A 15,229-nucleotide genomic window follows, 5' to 3' on the forward strand; every position below is an offset into this window, starting at 1 on the left:
TGTTCCTCTGAAACAGCAGCTTATCGCCACGCAATGATATCGATTACAAATAAATCACTCATCAAGGCGATGCCTGATTTATCACTTCCCCGAACACAATCAACACAGTTATCCACAGTTTCCGTGGATAAGTCCCCCAACCCCTTGTCGCTTCTGGTTTAACAAAGATCAAGTCCTATTTTACTCTTTTGATACGTTCCGATTTGGAACTGATTTAGGCCTCAATTTGGTCAAAAGAGCAACAAACTTGAAAAACCCTTTTGCTGAGGAGTTGTTATAGCCGTCACAAAGGCAGATAATGGACCGATCACTGGCAAGCATAAAAAAGTTGGTATGACGGAATACCTGTTACTTCTGATCGGCACCGTACTGGTCAACAACTTCGTTTTGGTCAAATTTCTCGGACTCTGCCCGTTTATGGGGGTGTCAAAAAAACTGGAAACAGCCATTGGTATGGGGCTCGCCACGACGTTTGTCCTCACACTCGCATCTGTGTGTGCGTATCTGGTCGAAGCTTACATTTTGCAGCCTTTAGGCATTCAGTACCTGCGTACGCTCAGTTTCATTCTAGTGATTGCGGTTGTCGTACAGTTCACCGAAATGGTGGTACACAAAACCAGTCCGACCTTGTATCGGTTACTGGGCATTTTTCTGCCCTTAATCACCACCAACTGTGCCGTTCTGGGTGTCGCTCTGCTCAATATCAATGAACGTCATAATTTCATTGAGTCTGTCGTGTACGGATTTGGCGCCGCTGCTGGTTTTTCTCTGGTGCTCGTGCTCTTTGCTGCCATGCGCGAACGGATCGCAGCTGCCGACGTACCCTCACCTTTTAAAGGCGCATCCATTGCGATGATAACGGCGGGTCTGATGTCGCTCGCCTTTATGGGCTTTACCGGACTGGTTAAACTGTAATGATGAGCGGAATCTTAATTGCCATTATCGCAATCGCTGTCCTTGCTGCGATTTTTGGTCTGATCCTGGGCTTTGCTGCTGTGCGCTTCAAAGTGGAATCTGACCCTGTTGTTGAACAAATCGATGCGATCCTGCCGCAGACCCAGTGTGGTCAGTGCGGCTATCCTGGCTGCCGTCCTTATGCTGAGGCCATTGCCAATGGCGATGACATCAACAAATGCCCGCCGGGCGGACAGGCGACCATAGAAAAGCTGGCCGATTTAATGGGGGTCGAAGTCAAAGACTCAGCCCATGATGCTGAAAAAAGCATTAAAAAAGTGGCCTTTATTCATGAAGATATGTGTATCGGCTGTACCAAGTGCATTCAGGCCTGTCCGGTTGATGCCATCGCGGGTGCCACCAAAGCCCTGCATACGGTGATCAAAGATGAGTGTACCGGCTGTGATCTCTGCGTTGCCCCCTGCCCGACGGATTGCATTGAGATGATCCCTGTTGAATCGACGCCTGAAAGCTGGCGCTGGAACCTGGATCAAATACCCGTGGTCAATCTTCCTGCCACTGAGCACCACGGTCATAAGGTAGAATAACCGTCATGCTGTCTATTATTGAACAACTCAAATTAGGAAAACTTTGGGATTTTCCGGGTGGTATTCATCCGCCAGAACAAAAGACACAGTCAAACCAAAACCCGGTTTCGCAAGCCTTCTTACCGGATGAGCTAATCATCCCACTCAAACAGCATCTGGGCGCAGTCGGCAGTCTGTCTGTCGCTGTAGGTGATCAGGTGCTGAAAGGCCAGGCGCTGACGCATACTGATGTCGCTCTGAGCGTCCCGGTCCATGCACCAACATCCGGTGTTATTGCAGCGATTGAAGCAAGAACCATTGCTCACCCTTCCGGTCTGTCCGATCGCTGTATCATCCTCAAACCCGATGGTAAAGACCGCTGGGGCACGAAACACAGCATTGCCAGCTACCTGGACACCGAACCAGCCGATCTGATTGAGCATATCCGCAGCTGCGGTATTTCCGGCATGGGCGGCGCAGGCTTTCCCACTGCGCGTAAGCTGCAAAGCGCGTCAGGCAAAACTGACCTGCTGATCATTAACGCCGCTGAATGCGAGCCTTACATCACGGCCGATGATCGCCTGATGCAAGACTATGCCGACGAAATCGTGGAAGGTATCCGCATCATCAGCCATATCCTCAAACCTAAAATGACCGTCATCGGGATTGAAGACAATAAGCCGGAAGCTATTGCAGCACTGACCCAGACGGTGAAAGAAGCAGACAACATCCTGATCCGGGTGATCCCGACCAAATACCCGTCGGGTGGTGAAAAACAGCTGATCAAAATTCTGACCGGCAGAGAAGTCCCGACTCAGGGGATCCCGGCAGATATTGGCATCATGATGCAAAATATCGGCACAGCACACGCCATTAAAAAAGCCGTCATTGATGGTGAGCCGCTGATTCAGCGTGTGGTGACCATCACGGGCCAGAGCGTCAGTACCCCCTGTAATACCTGGGCCTTACTGGGCACACCTGTGCAGGCATTGCTCAATCGCTATGGCTATACAATCGACAAAAAAGCGCCTCGCGTCATTATGGGCGGCCCGATGATGGGCTTTACCCTGCCGCACACTCAGGTACCCATCACCAAAACGGCTAACTGCATACTTGCGCCAAGTCGCAAAGAGCTCAGTGCGCCGGGCGATGAAATGTCCTGTATCCGTTGTACTGCCTGTGCAGAAGCGTGTCCGGTTTCCCTGTTACCCCAGCAGTTACAGTGGTATGCCAAAGACGGCGATTATGACAAGTGTGAAGAATACAATCTGTTCGACTGCATCGAATGCGGGGCTTGTGCCTATGTTTGCCCAAGCGAAATTCCTCTTGTTCATTATTACCGTCAGGCCAAAGCGGAAATCCGCCACAGAAAACAGGATGCGCTCAGTGCCGAGCGTGCCAAGCAGCGCTTCGAGGCCAAGAACGCCCGGATGGAACGGGAAAAAGAAGAACGTGAGCAACGCTTCCAGAAAGCGGCTGAACAACGCCGTAAAGACATGGCCGCCAAAGGTGGCGATGATGCCGTGGCCGCTGCGATTGCCCGGGTAAAAGCGAAAAAAGAAGCCGATGCCGGTGCTGAGGTGAAACCTGCCGTGGCCGCCGCGATTGCCAAAGCCAAAGCCAAACAAGCGGAGGCACAGGCAAAAGCGCAATCGACAGGTGGCACGACGCTGCCAGACAACAGCGACATGGCAAAACTGCGTGAAGCGCGGAAACGCCAGGCCCGTGAACAGAAAGCCGCCAAAGCAGCGGCGGAAGCCAAAGCGCCGGTCACCGAGCCAGAAACAGCCAAGCCGTCGGAAGCCGATGCGAAAAAGGCCGCCGTGGCGGCTGCCATTGCCCGTGCCAAAGCCCGTAAAACGGCCCAGGCAGCTGAACCACAAGCTGACGAACCGGCGAACACAGCTGCAGACGATCAAGCCACAACTGACGCGCCGACCGATCCGAAGAAAGCCGCTGTCGCGGCTGCCATTGCCCGCGCCAAAGCCCGTAAAGCTGCGCAAGCGGCTGAATTGCCGGCAGAGCCACAAGCTGACGAACCGGCTAACGCAGCTGCAGACGATCGAGCCACAGCTGACGCGCCGGCCGATCCGAAAAAAGCCGCAGTAGCAGCTGCCATCGCCCGTGCCAAAGCCCGTAAAGCGCTCCAAGCGGCTGAATTGCCGGCAGAGCCACAAGCAGATGAACCGGCTGATATAGTCGCCGATCAGGCGACAGCTGACACCCAGGCCGATGCGAAAAAAGCCGCGGTAGCAGCCGCCATTGCCCGTGCTAAAGCCCGTAAAGCAGCCCAGGCCACTGCGGCTGAATCTCAGGTTATGCCGCAAGCCGAAAAACCAGCTGAAGCGGCACCTGATACGCAGGCAACAACCGACACGCCGGCCGATGCAAAAAAAGCCGCCGTCGCAGCCGCCATTGCCCGTGCCAAAGCCCGTAAAGCAGCCCAGGCGACTGCGGCTGAATCACAGCCAGAGCCGCAAGCCGAAAAACCAGCTGAAGCGGCACCTGATGCGCAGGCAACAACCGACGCGCCGGCCGATGCGAAAAAAGCCGCCGTCGCAGCAGCCATTGCCCGAGCCAAAGCCCGTAAAGCAGCCCAGGCGGCAGAAAAAGAGGCCGCTGAGAAGCACGCGGAAAACACCAACAAACCCAACGAGGAAAACAAGTAGTGGCTTTTAATATTGCCAGTTCTCCCCATGCACACAGCCGTCGCAGCACCAATGACATCATGCGAAATGTCATGCTCTGCTGCGGCCTGGGATTTGCCGCACAATGGTATTTTTTTGGATGGGGGGTTGTCTTTCAGGTTGTTTTCGCAGGTTCGCTGGCAGTACTGGCTGAATGCCTGATACTGACGTTACGAAAACGCCCGCTTCGTCAGATCCGTGACAACAGTGCCCTACTGACCGGTATTTTGCTGGGTCTGTCCATCCCGCCTCTGGCACCCTGGTGGATAGCCGTCATCGGTATTATCTTTGCCATCATCATTGCCAAACACCTGTACGGCGGACTGGGGCAGAACCTGTTTAATCCGGCCATGGTCGCTTATGTGGTGCTGTTGATCTCCTTCCCGGTGCCGATGACATCCTGGCTGCCGCCAGCTTCCATCAGTGACCACCCGGTAACGCTGATGGAAAGCCTGCATGTGATTTTCACTGGCTTTACGGCTGATGGCTTCAGTGTCCACCAGCTGCGTAACGGCATTGACGGCGTCACCATGGCCACGCCGCTGGATACCCTGAAAACCGCGATGAAAGCCGGTTATACGGCATCAGAAGCGATGGAAAGCCCGGTGTTTGGTACACTGGCGGGTATCGGCTGGACCTGGGTCAATCTGGGTTTCTTGCTGGGCGGTATGGTGCTGCTGAAACTACGGATTATTCAGTGGCAAATTCCGGTTGCCATGTTGTCATCCCTGTTCGTGATCAGCTTTCTTGGCTACATCATCAGTCCGGATGGTGCTGCATCTCCCTTCATTCACCTGTTTTCAGGGGCGACCATGCTAGGGGCCTTTTTCATTGCCACGGATCCCGTATCCGCATCCACCACCCTGCGCGGACGCCTGATTTTCGGCGCTATGATAGGCATTCTGACCTATCTGATCCGTACTTTTGGTGGTTTCCCAGATGGGGTGGCCTTTAGTGTGCTGCTGGCCAACATGTGTGTTCCGCTGATCGATTACTACACCCGTCCGCGGACTTACGGTCATTCATAGGAGCGCTCATGATACTGAAAAACATGCAAAAAAATGGTGGCATCCTGGCTGTGTCTGCTTTTCTGGCAACCGCCCTGGTCGCCCTGACGCATCAGGTGACCGCTTCGCGGATTCAGGAGCAGGAACAAAAACAACTGCTGCAAGTGCTCAATCAGGTCATTCCGAAAGAAAACCATGACAACGAACTCTACAAGAGTTGCACCTTAATCAGCAATCAGGCATATCTTGGTACCAGCGAGCCGATGCCGGCCTATCTGGCGACCAAAGACGGCCAGCCGAATGGCGTTGCCATTGAAGCCATCGCGCCGGATGGTTATAGCGGTGCCATTAAAGTGATTGTCGGGCTGGATATGACAGGCACAGTCACTGGAGTACGCGTACTGGCGCATCAGGAAACACCGGGACTGGGCGATAAAATTGACACCCGGATCACGGACTGGATTTACAGCTTTACCGGACGCAAACTGAACGGTGAGAAAGATCCGGCATGGGCTGTCCGTAAAGACGGTGGTGACTTCGATCAGTTTACCGGTGCCACAATTACGCCACGCGCCGTTGTCAATGCCGTCAAACGCGTGTCGCTGTATTTTAACCAGCAGCAGGATACGCTTTTTACGCAACCGGCTAACTGCGAAGGAGCCTGAATAACATGAGTTCAACGCCAAATAAAGAACTGATGGCAAACGGGATGTGGCACAATAACCCGGCTATCGTGCAATTACTGGGACTATGCCCGCTGCTGGCCGTGTCTGCCACGGTTACCAACGCCCTGGGGCTGGGTATTGCCACCACCCTGGTATTAGTCGGTTCTAACCTGATTGTGTCTCTCATTCGCGAATGGGTGCCGAACGAAGTCCGTATTCCAATCTTTGTGATGATCATTGCGGCGCTGGTTACCTGTGTCCAGCTGCTGATGAACGCTTACACATACGGCCTGTTTTTGTCTCTGGGGATCTTTATTCCCCTGATCGTGACCAACTGCATCATCATTGGTCGCGCCGAATCCTTTGCCTCAAAAAATGCCCCGATGCCGGCCGTCATTGACGGGCTCTGGATGGGGCTGGGCATGACATCTGTTCTGGTGGTGCTCGGCGCAGGACGCGAGATTCTGGGCAACGGCACCTTGTTTGACGGGGCCGACCGGCTGCTGGGTGACTGGGCCTCTGTGCTGCGAATCGAAGTTTTCAGCACAGAGAACAATTTCCTGCTGGCGATGTTGCCACCAGGGGCCTTTATTGGTGTCGGCTTCCTGATCGCCCTCAAGAACATCATTGACAAAAAACAGGCTGAGAAAACACAGACTGCAGAGAAAAAACCCGAGATCGAGCGAGTTCGGATTACCTCTGCCAACTGATTTCTACGAGCCTTTCATCATAGTGAAAGCTCAGCAACATTGATGACGGTGACTGGCATTCCCTACAGATTCTATCTGTGCCGGTCACCTGCCCTGCCAAACTGAGGAAGCGAGCATGAACAACCAAAAACGCGTTCAAATCCTTGAGCGATTGCGGGCAAATAACCCGCACCCTGAGACGGAACTTCACTGGAGTAACCCGTTTGAATTACTGATAGCCGTCTTATTATCAGCGCAGGCAACCGATGTCAGCGTCAATAAGGCCACCGCCAGACTGTATCCTGTCGCCAATACACCAGAAGCCATGCTGGCGCTGGGTGTCGAGGGCGTGAAAGAGTACATCAAAACGATTGGCCTGTTTAATTCGAAAGCGGAAAATGTCATCAAAACCTGCCGGATTCTGGTTGAAAAGCACGGCGGTGAAATCCCTGAAAATCGTGAAGCACTGGAAGCCTTGCCAGGCGTCGGCCGCAAGACTGCCAATGTCGTGCTGAATACCGCTTTTGGCTGGCCGACGATAGCTGTTGATACCCATATATTCCGGGTGTCCAACCGCACCAAATTCGCTATGGGCAAAAATGTCGACGAAGTCGAACAAAAACTGCTGAAAGTGGTGCCGAAAGAATTCAAAGTCGATGTCCACCACTGGCTGATCCTGCACGGACGTTATACTTGTGTGGCCCGTAAGCCTCGCTGCGGTAGCTGCATGATTGAAGATCTCTGTGAATTTAAAGACAAAGTTTATCCCGCTGAATAAGTACTAATCCGAGGAGAGAAAAATGGCAAACGGACGCATTCTGCACACCATGTTACGCGTGGGTGATCTGGACCGTTCAATCGCTTTCTATACAGACATCATGGGGATGAAGCTGTTAAGAAAGTCGGATAACGAAGCCTACCAGTACACCCTGGCCTTTGTCGGTTATTCGGATGAATCTGAAGGTGCCGTGATCGAACTCACTTACAACTGGGGCACCAGCGAATACGAGATGGGTAACGCTTATGGCCACATCGCCATTGGCGTCGAAGATATCTATGCCACCTGTGAAACCATCAAAGCTGCCGGGGGGGATGTTACCCGTGAACCGGGCCCGGTCAAAGGCGGCACAACGCATATTGCCTTTGTGCGCGATCCGGACGGCTATCAGATTGAACTAATTCAGTGCAGTTAACCTGATAACGCGCATACGAAAGAGGGCAGAATCGTTTCTGCCCTCTTTGTTAGCAGCGGTAGGCTGTAGCACACAGACAAATCGCTATTCCACTTTGCCAAAATACTCTGTCACTTCCGCCCGGTAGTTTTCTTCCTGACTACCAGGATCCATGACATCCACTGAGTAATACGGCATTTTTGACTCTTTGAGTTTTTCTATCACGTTCTCCGTCAGGTTTTCCGGACTGATAGAACTGAACACCTCATAAGTGGCCGATCGGTTTAGCCCCATCTCTTCAGCCTGCTCCTTCGTGACCAGCTGTGCCTGAGTCGCTGCCGCAACCTCCTCTTTCATTGTTTCTAAGCCACTGTTCACCACGCCTTTGTCATCTGCAAAGACGGGAGAAGCGGCGATCATTATCACCATAGCCAAGAGTTGCCGTTTCATTTTTTCACCACGCTTTTTCTATTGTTATGTCGGATCAACGATCCTTGCTTCTATCAATCTAGCGTGTTTTGGCTCTCTCTCTTCTTCAATAATGAGAACTGGCATCAGTCGATGATTTCTTTTTGTTGATAATGAGAAACGATCTCATTACTATTTATAAAATACAGGAGGAACTTTTATGTCATTTACTTTCCCAGCGCTACCCTATCCCTACGATGCACTCGAACCTTATATTGATGCCAAAACCATGGAAGTGCATCACAGCCGTCATCATAAAACCTACTTTGATAAATTCATCAGCGCCATTGAAAACACCGGGCTCGAACAACTCACCCTCAAAGACATTTTTTCGCGGGTCTCCGAACTCAGTCCTGCGGTCAGAAATCACGGCGGGGGCTATTACAACCACAACCTCTACTGGCAATGCATGTCACCCAATGGCGGTGGGCAGCCTGTCGGCTTGCTGGCAGAAGCGATTCGATGCCACTTTGGCAGCTTTGATGATTTTAAAATCGCCTTTTCTGACGCCGCTGCGGCTCACTTCGGCTCTGGTTTTATCTGGTTGTCTGTCACTGACGGGCGGCTGGAGATTACCTCGACCCCGAATCAGGACAATCCCCTGATGGATGTGGTGGAAAAACGCGGTACGCCCATCCTGGCTCTGGATGTGTGGGAACATGCTTACTACCTGACCTACCAGAATAAGCGCCCCGACTACATCAGTGCCTGGTGGCAAGTGGTTGACTGGGATCAGGTAGAGCAACATTACCTGGATGCACTTCATCAATAAGAAGGAAATGTAATCATGAACGTGTCACGGTGGGAAATGCACACCTTGCTGGCAGCAGAAGCAGAGAAAGACCATAAGCCCATGATGTCAGTCATCCATTATCAGCTTGCGCTGTCTGAATCACAGCAATTAGAACCTGTCGACGGGACTTTGGATGAGCTGGAAGAATTACTCGCCATCAAAGTGACCGCCTGTCACAACATGGCCAGTTTTTGGCGAAAGCAGGGGGACGGTGACTACGAGCTGAAATATCTGCAACTGGCATCCGAGCAGATTATGTCGCTGATTCCGCAATGCCCGAACCGTGACTGTGAAGCCTTCATCAGCTCATTGGGGTGCTGTAAGTCAGCGCTGATCGATTTTCTCAAACGCCACCCGAACCCCAAAGTGGCAAAACAGGTGGCGCATATCACCACCAGCAACCAGTGTGAGCTCATTGCCAGATTTCGCTTGCAATGAGCGCCCTGTTGCCTCATCCGCAGACAATGGCGGATGAGGCAATCACACATCACATCAGGCTGGAAGTCCGGCCCATAGAAATCACAACACGCCTGTTTTTATTGCGCCCCAGCGGCGTACTGTTGTCTGCAATCGGACGGCGCTCACCAAAGCCCTGAACCTCAATGCGATCTTTCGGCAGACCCAAAGAGACAAAATACTGTTCCAGCTTTTCTGCTCGACGTTCTGATAAAGACTGGTTGGTATTTTTTCCGCCAGAAGAATCACTGTAAGTCGCGACCAGGATTAAATCGATGTCCTGACTGTATTTAATAAAATCCGCAATTTGCGCCAGACGCTTCTGTGAGGCTTTGTTCAGCTCGTCGCTGTTCTTATCGTAATGCAGCACAGTAAAGGAGATATCCTCAAAGTTATAAGGTAACAGATTGGCCAGACAGGTACTGAAGCTCTTGTACCCCGCATTAAACGCCACGGCAGACAGGCCAACTTCAATCCTTTCGTTTCTGTGCTGCCAGTCCTGATAACTGAAGGTCGGTATTTTCCCTTCTTCGAGTTCCGATAACATGTTCCATGCCATCTGCCCGCCGACATAACCGTCAAACTGCTTAAAGAATTTCAGCCGCGTCAATGGTTCTGCCGCATCACCGGGACGCCATCGCGGTGGCATAGACACCAGGCTGACATTGCTGGTCTGTCCCAGCGGACGACGCATTTTCAGTTCAAAGTCGAGGTTCATTTGTTTACTGGCACGGGAGGTAAACTGCGCCTGACCAAAATTCGGAATCCCATGCTGCAACTGACATTCCAGCGGCGTATCCACCACCATCTCCCAGGTGGACTCCCCGGGCGTCGCAACATAATACTTTCCCGCCCAAGCTGGCGAGCAGGCACCCATCAGTGCTAAAGACCAAGCCCCCAGCTTTAATGGCAACGTCATTTTTATCATCCCGGTATAACCTACTTGCAAGTCCTAGGTATTGTATCGGATTTTGCCGCAAAATCTTTAGCCGCCGTTTATCTTTCTGACAACCTCTCAGTATCCGTGTCCTGCCATCACTCCTCAGTGGCAAGGGTTTAGCTTCTGATCCAGATCTGACATAATGCTGGCCTCATTTTTATCAGCAACATTATCATGAGCCAAGAAAACACATTAAATACCCTGAAAAGTCGCTTTCGTGGTTTCTTTCCTGTCGTTGTCGATGTGGAAACAGCCGGTTTCAACGCCAACACTGATGCCCTGCTTGAAATCTGTGCTGTCACCCTGACCATGGACGAAGAAGGATGGCTCAAACCTGCCAGCACGCTGCATTTTCACATCACGCCTTTTGAAGGTGCGGTGATCCATCAGGAAGCATTGGATTTTAACGGTATCAAAGATCCGTTCAGCCCGTTACGTGGCGCGGTGACTGAAGAAGAAGCCCTGAAAGAAATCTATAAAGCCATCCGGAAAGAACAAAAAGAAGAAGGCTGCTCCCGCGCCATCATGGTGGCGCATAATGCGAACTTTGATCACAGCTTCGTGATGGCCGCTTCAGAAAGGGCCAAGCTAAAGCGCATTCCCTTTCATCCTTTTGCCACCTTTGATACCGCAGCACTGAGTGGCCTGGCATTCGGCCAGACGGTGCTGGCAAAAGCCTGTGAAGCGGCGAATATCCCTTTTTGTAACAAAGAAGCGCATTCAGCCCTCTATGACACCGAACGTACCGCAGAATTATTTTGTGAGATCGTTAACAAATGGAAAAAATTAGGCGGATGGCCCGTCGCCGCACTTCAAACAGAAGAAGAAGCCTAAGGTCAGACCTGAAACACAAACACTCATCAGACCTCCTACCAAAGCCCAGCCATGCTGGGCTTTTTCACAAAAATGAAACATACGTCCAATTTTAATCAAACACAAGTTTAAAACACGAATAAAAAATACAGCGTACAAATAGCCTTTCTGCCCCCCAAACACCCTGTTACATATGGTTAACATTGGCGTAGCGAATCCTTATACTCCGTCTCTACAAGCTGATTCACCATTCCTTCATGGATTGAAGAACGCGAAGCATATCAATAATAAACAACAAGAGAGGCAGCAGAATGTCCAAAAGATTTCATGTAACCGCACTCGCCGTGGCCGCCGCGCTGACATCCCTCCAGGCGCAAAGTGCTGGTTTCCAGGTCGCAGAACACTCCGCCAGCGGATTAGGCCGGGCTTTCGCTGGTGAAGCCGCAATTGCCGATAACGCCGCAGTGCTGGCCCGGAACCCCGCCGCATCAACGATGTTCAAACAGCGCACTTTTTCCGGCGCGCTGAGTATTGTCGATCCATCAATTGACGTGGACAGTGTCGACCGGGATCAACAAGCCAAAGATGTCGCCCCCATCGGCATTGTACCGGCAGGATTTTACATCCAACCTGTCAATGACAAGCTCGCCTTTGGTTTGGGTGTCTTCTCAAACTACGGTGTGACAACAGACTACGATTCAAATTTCCATGCCGGCTCTCTGGCTGGTGAAACCTCGCTGATTACAGTGAACTTCAACCCAAGTATTGCGTATCGTGTCAACGATCAGCTCAGCCTTGGCGCAGGCATCAGTGCCATCTTTGCCACCGCAGAACTCAACCGCCATTTTGGCGATCTGGCTTTGGCGGTTCCAGGGGCTGAACCCAGTGACAAAACCATCAAGCTGGAAGGCGACACCTGGGGCTTTGGCTGGAACGTGGGCGCCCTCTTTGAGCTGAATGACGACAACCGCTTCGGAATAAGTTACCGCTCACAAACTGATCTCGACTTTGAAGGCGACTTTACGGATTACACAGGCCGTATCACTGGTGTTCCGAACAATACGGTCCCGGGTGATTTGACCGTTGTTTTACCCGCGATTGCTGAATTTTCAGGCTTTCATCAGCTCGATAGCCAGTGGGCTGTGCACTACAGCGTTCAGTGGACGCAATACAGCAAGTTTGAAGAGCTGCGTGCAACCAGCAACCAGTGTAACCCGGGCTATAACGGCAGTGCCGGACTCTGCTTGCTGAAAGAAGAAGACTATGACGACACATTCCGCTATGCCATTGGCACCACTTATCACGTTAACCCGCAATGGACCATCCGGGGTGGCTACGCCTTCGATGAGCAGGCCGGCAAACCAACCCTGAGTATTCCGGATACTGACCGAAACTGGTTCACCGCAGGTGCAACCTATAACTACAACGCGGATTTATCCTTCGACGTCGGTCTGGCTTACCTCATCGCAGAAGAGATTTCGTTCTCTGAAGAAGGGCAGAACTTTGAGTCCAGTGGCGGCGCGATTATCAGTGCAGCCCAGGCCAACTACCGCTTCTAAGCCAGTTATCACAGTCGAACAGAATTTTAGGGAAATATGATGAACAAAAAATTACTTGCCCTGCTGATTGCTTCCAGCTTTGCACTTTACGGTTGTGGGGATGAAAAAGGCCTGAGCGGTACGCCGACCATCGACCCGGATATCAAAAACAGCCTCAATGCCGAAACCAAAATCGCGTTTGATCTGCTCTCCAACGAAAAAGTTGTGATTACCCCAAGCTTTGTTGCCATGGACCTTGACGACGGCACCATCGCAACTGAAAGCAAAGCTTCAAAGGCTGATTTAAGTGATCCTGCCTTTGCCTGGGGTAAAACCGATGGCTGGAGCACAACTCAACCCATCAACATTAATTTCACAGGCAACGATCTGGCCGCGGAAACCGCAGCAGACAGCTTCTATCTGATCAAGTCTGGTGATCCGACTAGCGCATCTGATACAACAACACCTGAAGTCCTGTCAGTTGACAATGGTGACTTCAAGGTCACAACATCCGGGAAAACCCTAACGGTGATCCTCAAGAAACCGCTTGATCCTGCCAGCAACTACATGTTTGCGGTCACGAGCGACCTCAAAGATGCGGAAGGCAACCCGGTTGGTATGACCAATTCTTATGCGGTCCTGAAGAGTGTCGGTAAAGTGCCGGATGCTGCACTGGAGAAACCACAGGCCATCACGCACGCGGTGGAAAGCACGCTGGCCGCAGTAGCAGGCGCACCAAAGAATAAGATTATTTTCTCCAGCTGGTTCACCACAGCGTCCGTTGGTGAAGTGCTCTATGCCGCGAAGTCCGCTTCTGCATTGGCACTTCAGATGGGCGCAGAAAAAATCTGGCAAGGCAGCGCGATTGCCGATGGCATCAGTCAAAGCGATCTGGACGGTATGTTCGAGATGAGCGTGCCAACCAGTGCCGGTCCCACACCAGGTGGTAATTTCATCTACACCGGAACCATCAAACTGCCGTATTTCCTGGAAAAAGACCCCACAAAATTCAGTACTACACCATGGCAAAGTGGTATGCCGAGCCTGGCAAAAATTAGCTATGTCCTGAACAATGGCTCTGATGCCGACAAAGCGGCGATTGTTCAGCAATTGGCGGCACTGCAGATCACGACAGAAGATTTAGCTGCCGTGAAAACCGATCCTGAAACTCAGGTCAGAGTGCTGCAGGCGCTTACGGGCTCCACGTTAACACTGGCCGATGGTTCGCAACTGGATGAAGAACGACTGATTACCCGCTATAGTCCAGTGCCGAAACTGAAAGCAGTGGATACCGTTGAATATACGCTTGTTTTGTCGTCAGACACGACCAATTGCCAAGTAGGTTCAAGTAACGTTTCCATCTATCAGCACGGTATTAGATCGACAAAAGATACGGTTGCAGCCCTAGCCGACAGTGTGATGGATACTGGATGCCACGCGATCTTCGCGATTGACCATCCATTACATGGCACTCGTGGCATTGCAGGCAAGAGTGCGTCAACCGGGAAACCTGAAATGTACCTGAATCTTGCTTCACTTACTGTGGCAAGGGACAACATGCGCCAGAGCACCATCGATGTGCTCAACCTCCGTGCAGGAATTGCAGCGGTATTCCAAAAACTGGGCACTGCCATTCTTAAGGGGGATACAGCAACTATTGGTGCAATGGGCCAGTTGGCACGCCTCAACCCACAAAGTAAAGTCGGTTTCGTCGGTCACTCATTAGGTGCGATCACTGGTATCAATGTCGCCGATGCTGCCAACAGAACCCTGAATGATGCGACAGGTGATGCGGCTTATGCGATCGACAAAGTCGCACTGGCTAATCCGGGTGCGGGTATTCCTTACCTGCTGATGCAATCCGGATCATTCGGTAATTTTGTCAAAGGTAATCTGTTTGCATCCATAAACAGCGAATTCCAACAGGGTTGTGGGGCTACTGATTTGGCAACCTGCTTTGCTGGTTATCAGCAAGGCAAAATAACCGATGGTTCAACAGCTGCACTCACAGAACTTGCAACTATTTACACCAAGTTCAGCGAATTTGCTTATGTTGCCCAAGGGGTGCTGGATACCGTCGACCCGATTAACACTTCACTGCAAGTCTCGGCAGATTTACCGGTCTACCTGACTCAGGTTGAAGATGATGCCACCATTCCAAATATGCTGGCGCAGCCAGGTACCGCAGGCTCAGTCGTGACTGGCACCAGTATCCTGCTGCCTTACTCGCCGTTTGGCGGAACCCTGCCGTTGCTGCAAACCATGAGCCTGGCTCCGACCACAGCGTCTGTGAATGGACAAACGGTACGTAATGCCGTGTTGTTTGATTCAGGGACTCACGGTTCCTTGTTAGCTGATGGAGGTACTGATCCAGTCGCGACACAAATGCGTGCTCAAGTCAGCTCTTTCCTGAACGGCGATGGGACAGTGCTAGACTATTAATCGTATAGAAATATGGTAATTAAACATTCTAAGGCCAGCTCCGCTGGCCTTTTCCATCTTTGCTGAATAGCCTCTGCA

General features: G+C 51.7%; 15 protein-coding genes. 13 read left to right on the forward strand and 2 right to left on the reverse strand.

What is annotated here, in order from left to right; translation table 11 throughout:
* Window positions 1-333 precede the first annotated feature (333 nt).
* From rsxA to gloA, 8 genes are all read left to right on the forward strand, one after another.
* Window positions 334-915 carry an electron transport complex subunit RsxA gene (rsxA, locus tag LN341_RS10765; protein WP_046218666.1) on the forward strand — a complete coding sequence of 194 codons (582 nt, stop codon included), beginning with the start codon at window positions 334-336 and terminating at the stop codon, window positions 913-915.
* A gap of 2 nt (window positions 916-917) precedes the next feature.
* The gene (rsxB, locus tag LN341_RS10770) at window positions 918-1,502 is read left to right on the forward strand and encodes an electron transport complex subunit RsxB (protein WP_046219109.1); all 585 of its coding nucleotides are present in this window, start codon (window positions 918-920) and stop codon (window positions 1,500-1,502) included.
* Window positions 1,503-1,507: 5 nt separating this feature from the next.
* Complete coding sequence (gene rsxC, locus LN341_RS10775; protein ID WP_234203279.1) at window positions 1,508-4,150, forward strand: electron transport complex subunit RsxC; 2,643 nt, start codon at window positions 1,508-1,510, stop codon at window positions 4,148-4,150.
* Entirely contained in the window at window positions 4,150-5,196 is a 1,047-nt protein-coding gene (gene rsxD, locus LN341_RS10780) for an electron transport complex subunit RsxD (protein ID WP_046218668.1), read from the forward strand. Before rsxC ends, rsxD begins: the two co-directional genes overlap by 1 nt.
* A gap of 11 nt (window positions 5,197-5,207) precedes the next feature.
* Window positions 5,208-5,840: an electron transport complex subunit RsxG gene (gene rsxG, locus LN341_RS10785; RefSeq protein WP_234205015.1), complete on the forward strand. Its 633-nt coding sequence runs from the start codon at window positions 5,208-5,210 to the stop codon at window positions 5,838-5,840.
* 5 nt (window positions 5,841-5,845) lie between these two features.
* Window positions 5,846-6,550, forward strand: a complete 705-nt coding sequence (locus LN341_RS10790) for an electron transport complex subunit E (RefSeq protein ID WP_234203280.1) — start codon at window positions 5,846-5,848, stop codon at window positions 6,548-6,550.
* A gap of 115 nt (window positions 6,551-6,665) precedes the next feature.
* On the forward strand, window positions 6,666-7,307 hold the full coding sequence (gene nth / locus LN341_RS10795) for an endonuclease III (protein ID WP_046218670.1): 642 nt from the start codon (window positions 6,666-6,668) through the stop codon (window positions 7,305-7,307).
* Between the two features lie 22 nt (window positions 7,308-7,329).
* Window positions 7,330-7,722, forward strand: a complete 393-nt coding sequence (gene gloA, locus LN341_RS10800) for a lactoylglutathione lyase (protein WP_234203281.1) — start codon at window positions 7,330-7,332, stop codon at window positions 7,720-7,722.
* Window positions 7,723-7,806: 84 nt separating this feature from the next.
* Here the strand turns inward: gloA and LN341_RS10805 are convergent, their stop codons facing one another.
* Window positions 7,807-8,151, reverse strand: a complete 345-nt coding sequence (locus tag LN341_RS10805) for a hypothetical protein (protein ID WP_046218672.1) — start codon at window positions 8,149-8,151, stop codon at window positions 7,807-7,809.
* Window positions 8,152-8,329: 178 nt separating this feature from the next.
* Here LN341_RS10805 and LN341_RS10810 point away from each other — a divergent pair, with 178 nt between their 5' ends.
* Both LN341_RS10810 and LN341_RS10815 read left to right on the forward strand, forming a co-directional pair.
* Window positions 8,330-8,941, forward strand: coding sequence for a superoxide dismutase (locus LN341_RS10810; RefSeq protein WP_046218673.1), 612 nt, complete (start codon window positions 8,330-8,332; stop codon window positions 8,939-8,941).
* Between the two features lie 15 nt (window positions 8,942-8,956).
* On the forward strand, window positions 8,957-9,400 hold the full coding sequence (locus LN341_RS10815) for a DUF2753 family protein (protein WP_234203282.1): 444 nt from the start codon (window positions 8,957-8,959) through the stop codon (window positions 9,398-9,400).
* Between the two features lie 49 nt (window positions 9,401-9,449).
* On the opposite strand, the gene LN341_RS10820 is transcribed toward LN341_RS10815, so the two are convergent.
* Entirely contained in the window at window positions 9,450-10,295 is an 846-nt protein-coding gene (locus LN341_RS10820; protein WP_046219111.1) for an OmpA family protein, read from the reverse strand.
* A 237-nt stretch (window positions 10,296-10,532) separates the two neighbouring features.
* Here LN341_RS10820 and rnt point away from each other — a divergent pair, with 237 nt between their 5' ends.
* The 3 genes from rnt to LN341_RS10835 all read left to right on the forward strand — a co-directional run bounded on the left by rnt (window position 10,533) and on the right by LN341_RS10835 (window position 15,151).
* On the forward strand, window positions 10,533-11,192 hold the full coding sequence (rnt, locus tag LN341_RS10825) for a ribonuclease T (protein ID WP_046218675.1): 660 nt from the start codon (window positions 10,533-10,535) through the stop codon (window positions 11,190-11,192).
* Between the two features lie 290 nt (window positions 11,193-11,482).
* Window positions 11,483-12,730 carry an outer membrane protein transport protein gene (locus LN341_RS10830; RefSeq protein ID WP_234203283.1) on the forward strand — a complete coding sequence of 416 codons (1,248 nt, stop codon included), beginning with the start codon at window positions 11,483-11,485 and terminating at the stop codon, window positions 12,728-12,730.
* A gap of 36 nt (window positions 12,731-12,766) precedes the next feature.
* On the forward strand, window positions 12,767-15,151 hold the full coding sequence (locus LN341_RS10835) for a VolA/Pla-1 family phospholipase (protein WP_234203284.1): 2,385 nt from the start codon (window positions 12,767-12,769) through the stop codon (window positions 15,149-15,151).
* Window positions 15,152-15,229: the final 78 nt, after the last annotated feature.

Origin of the sequence: Photobacterium sp. TLY01 (assembly GCF_021432065.1) — a bacterium.
Classification (GTDB): Bacteria; Pseudomonadota; Gammaproteobacteria; order Enterobacterales; family Vibrionaceae; genus Photobacterium; species Photobacterium halotolerans_A.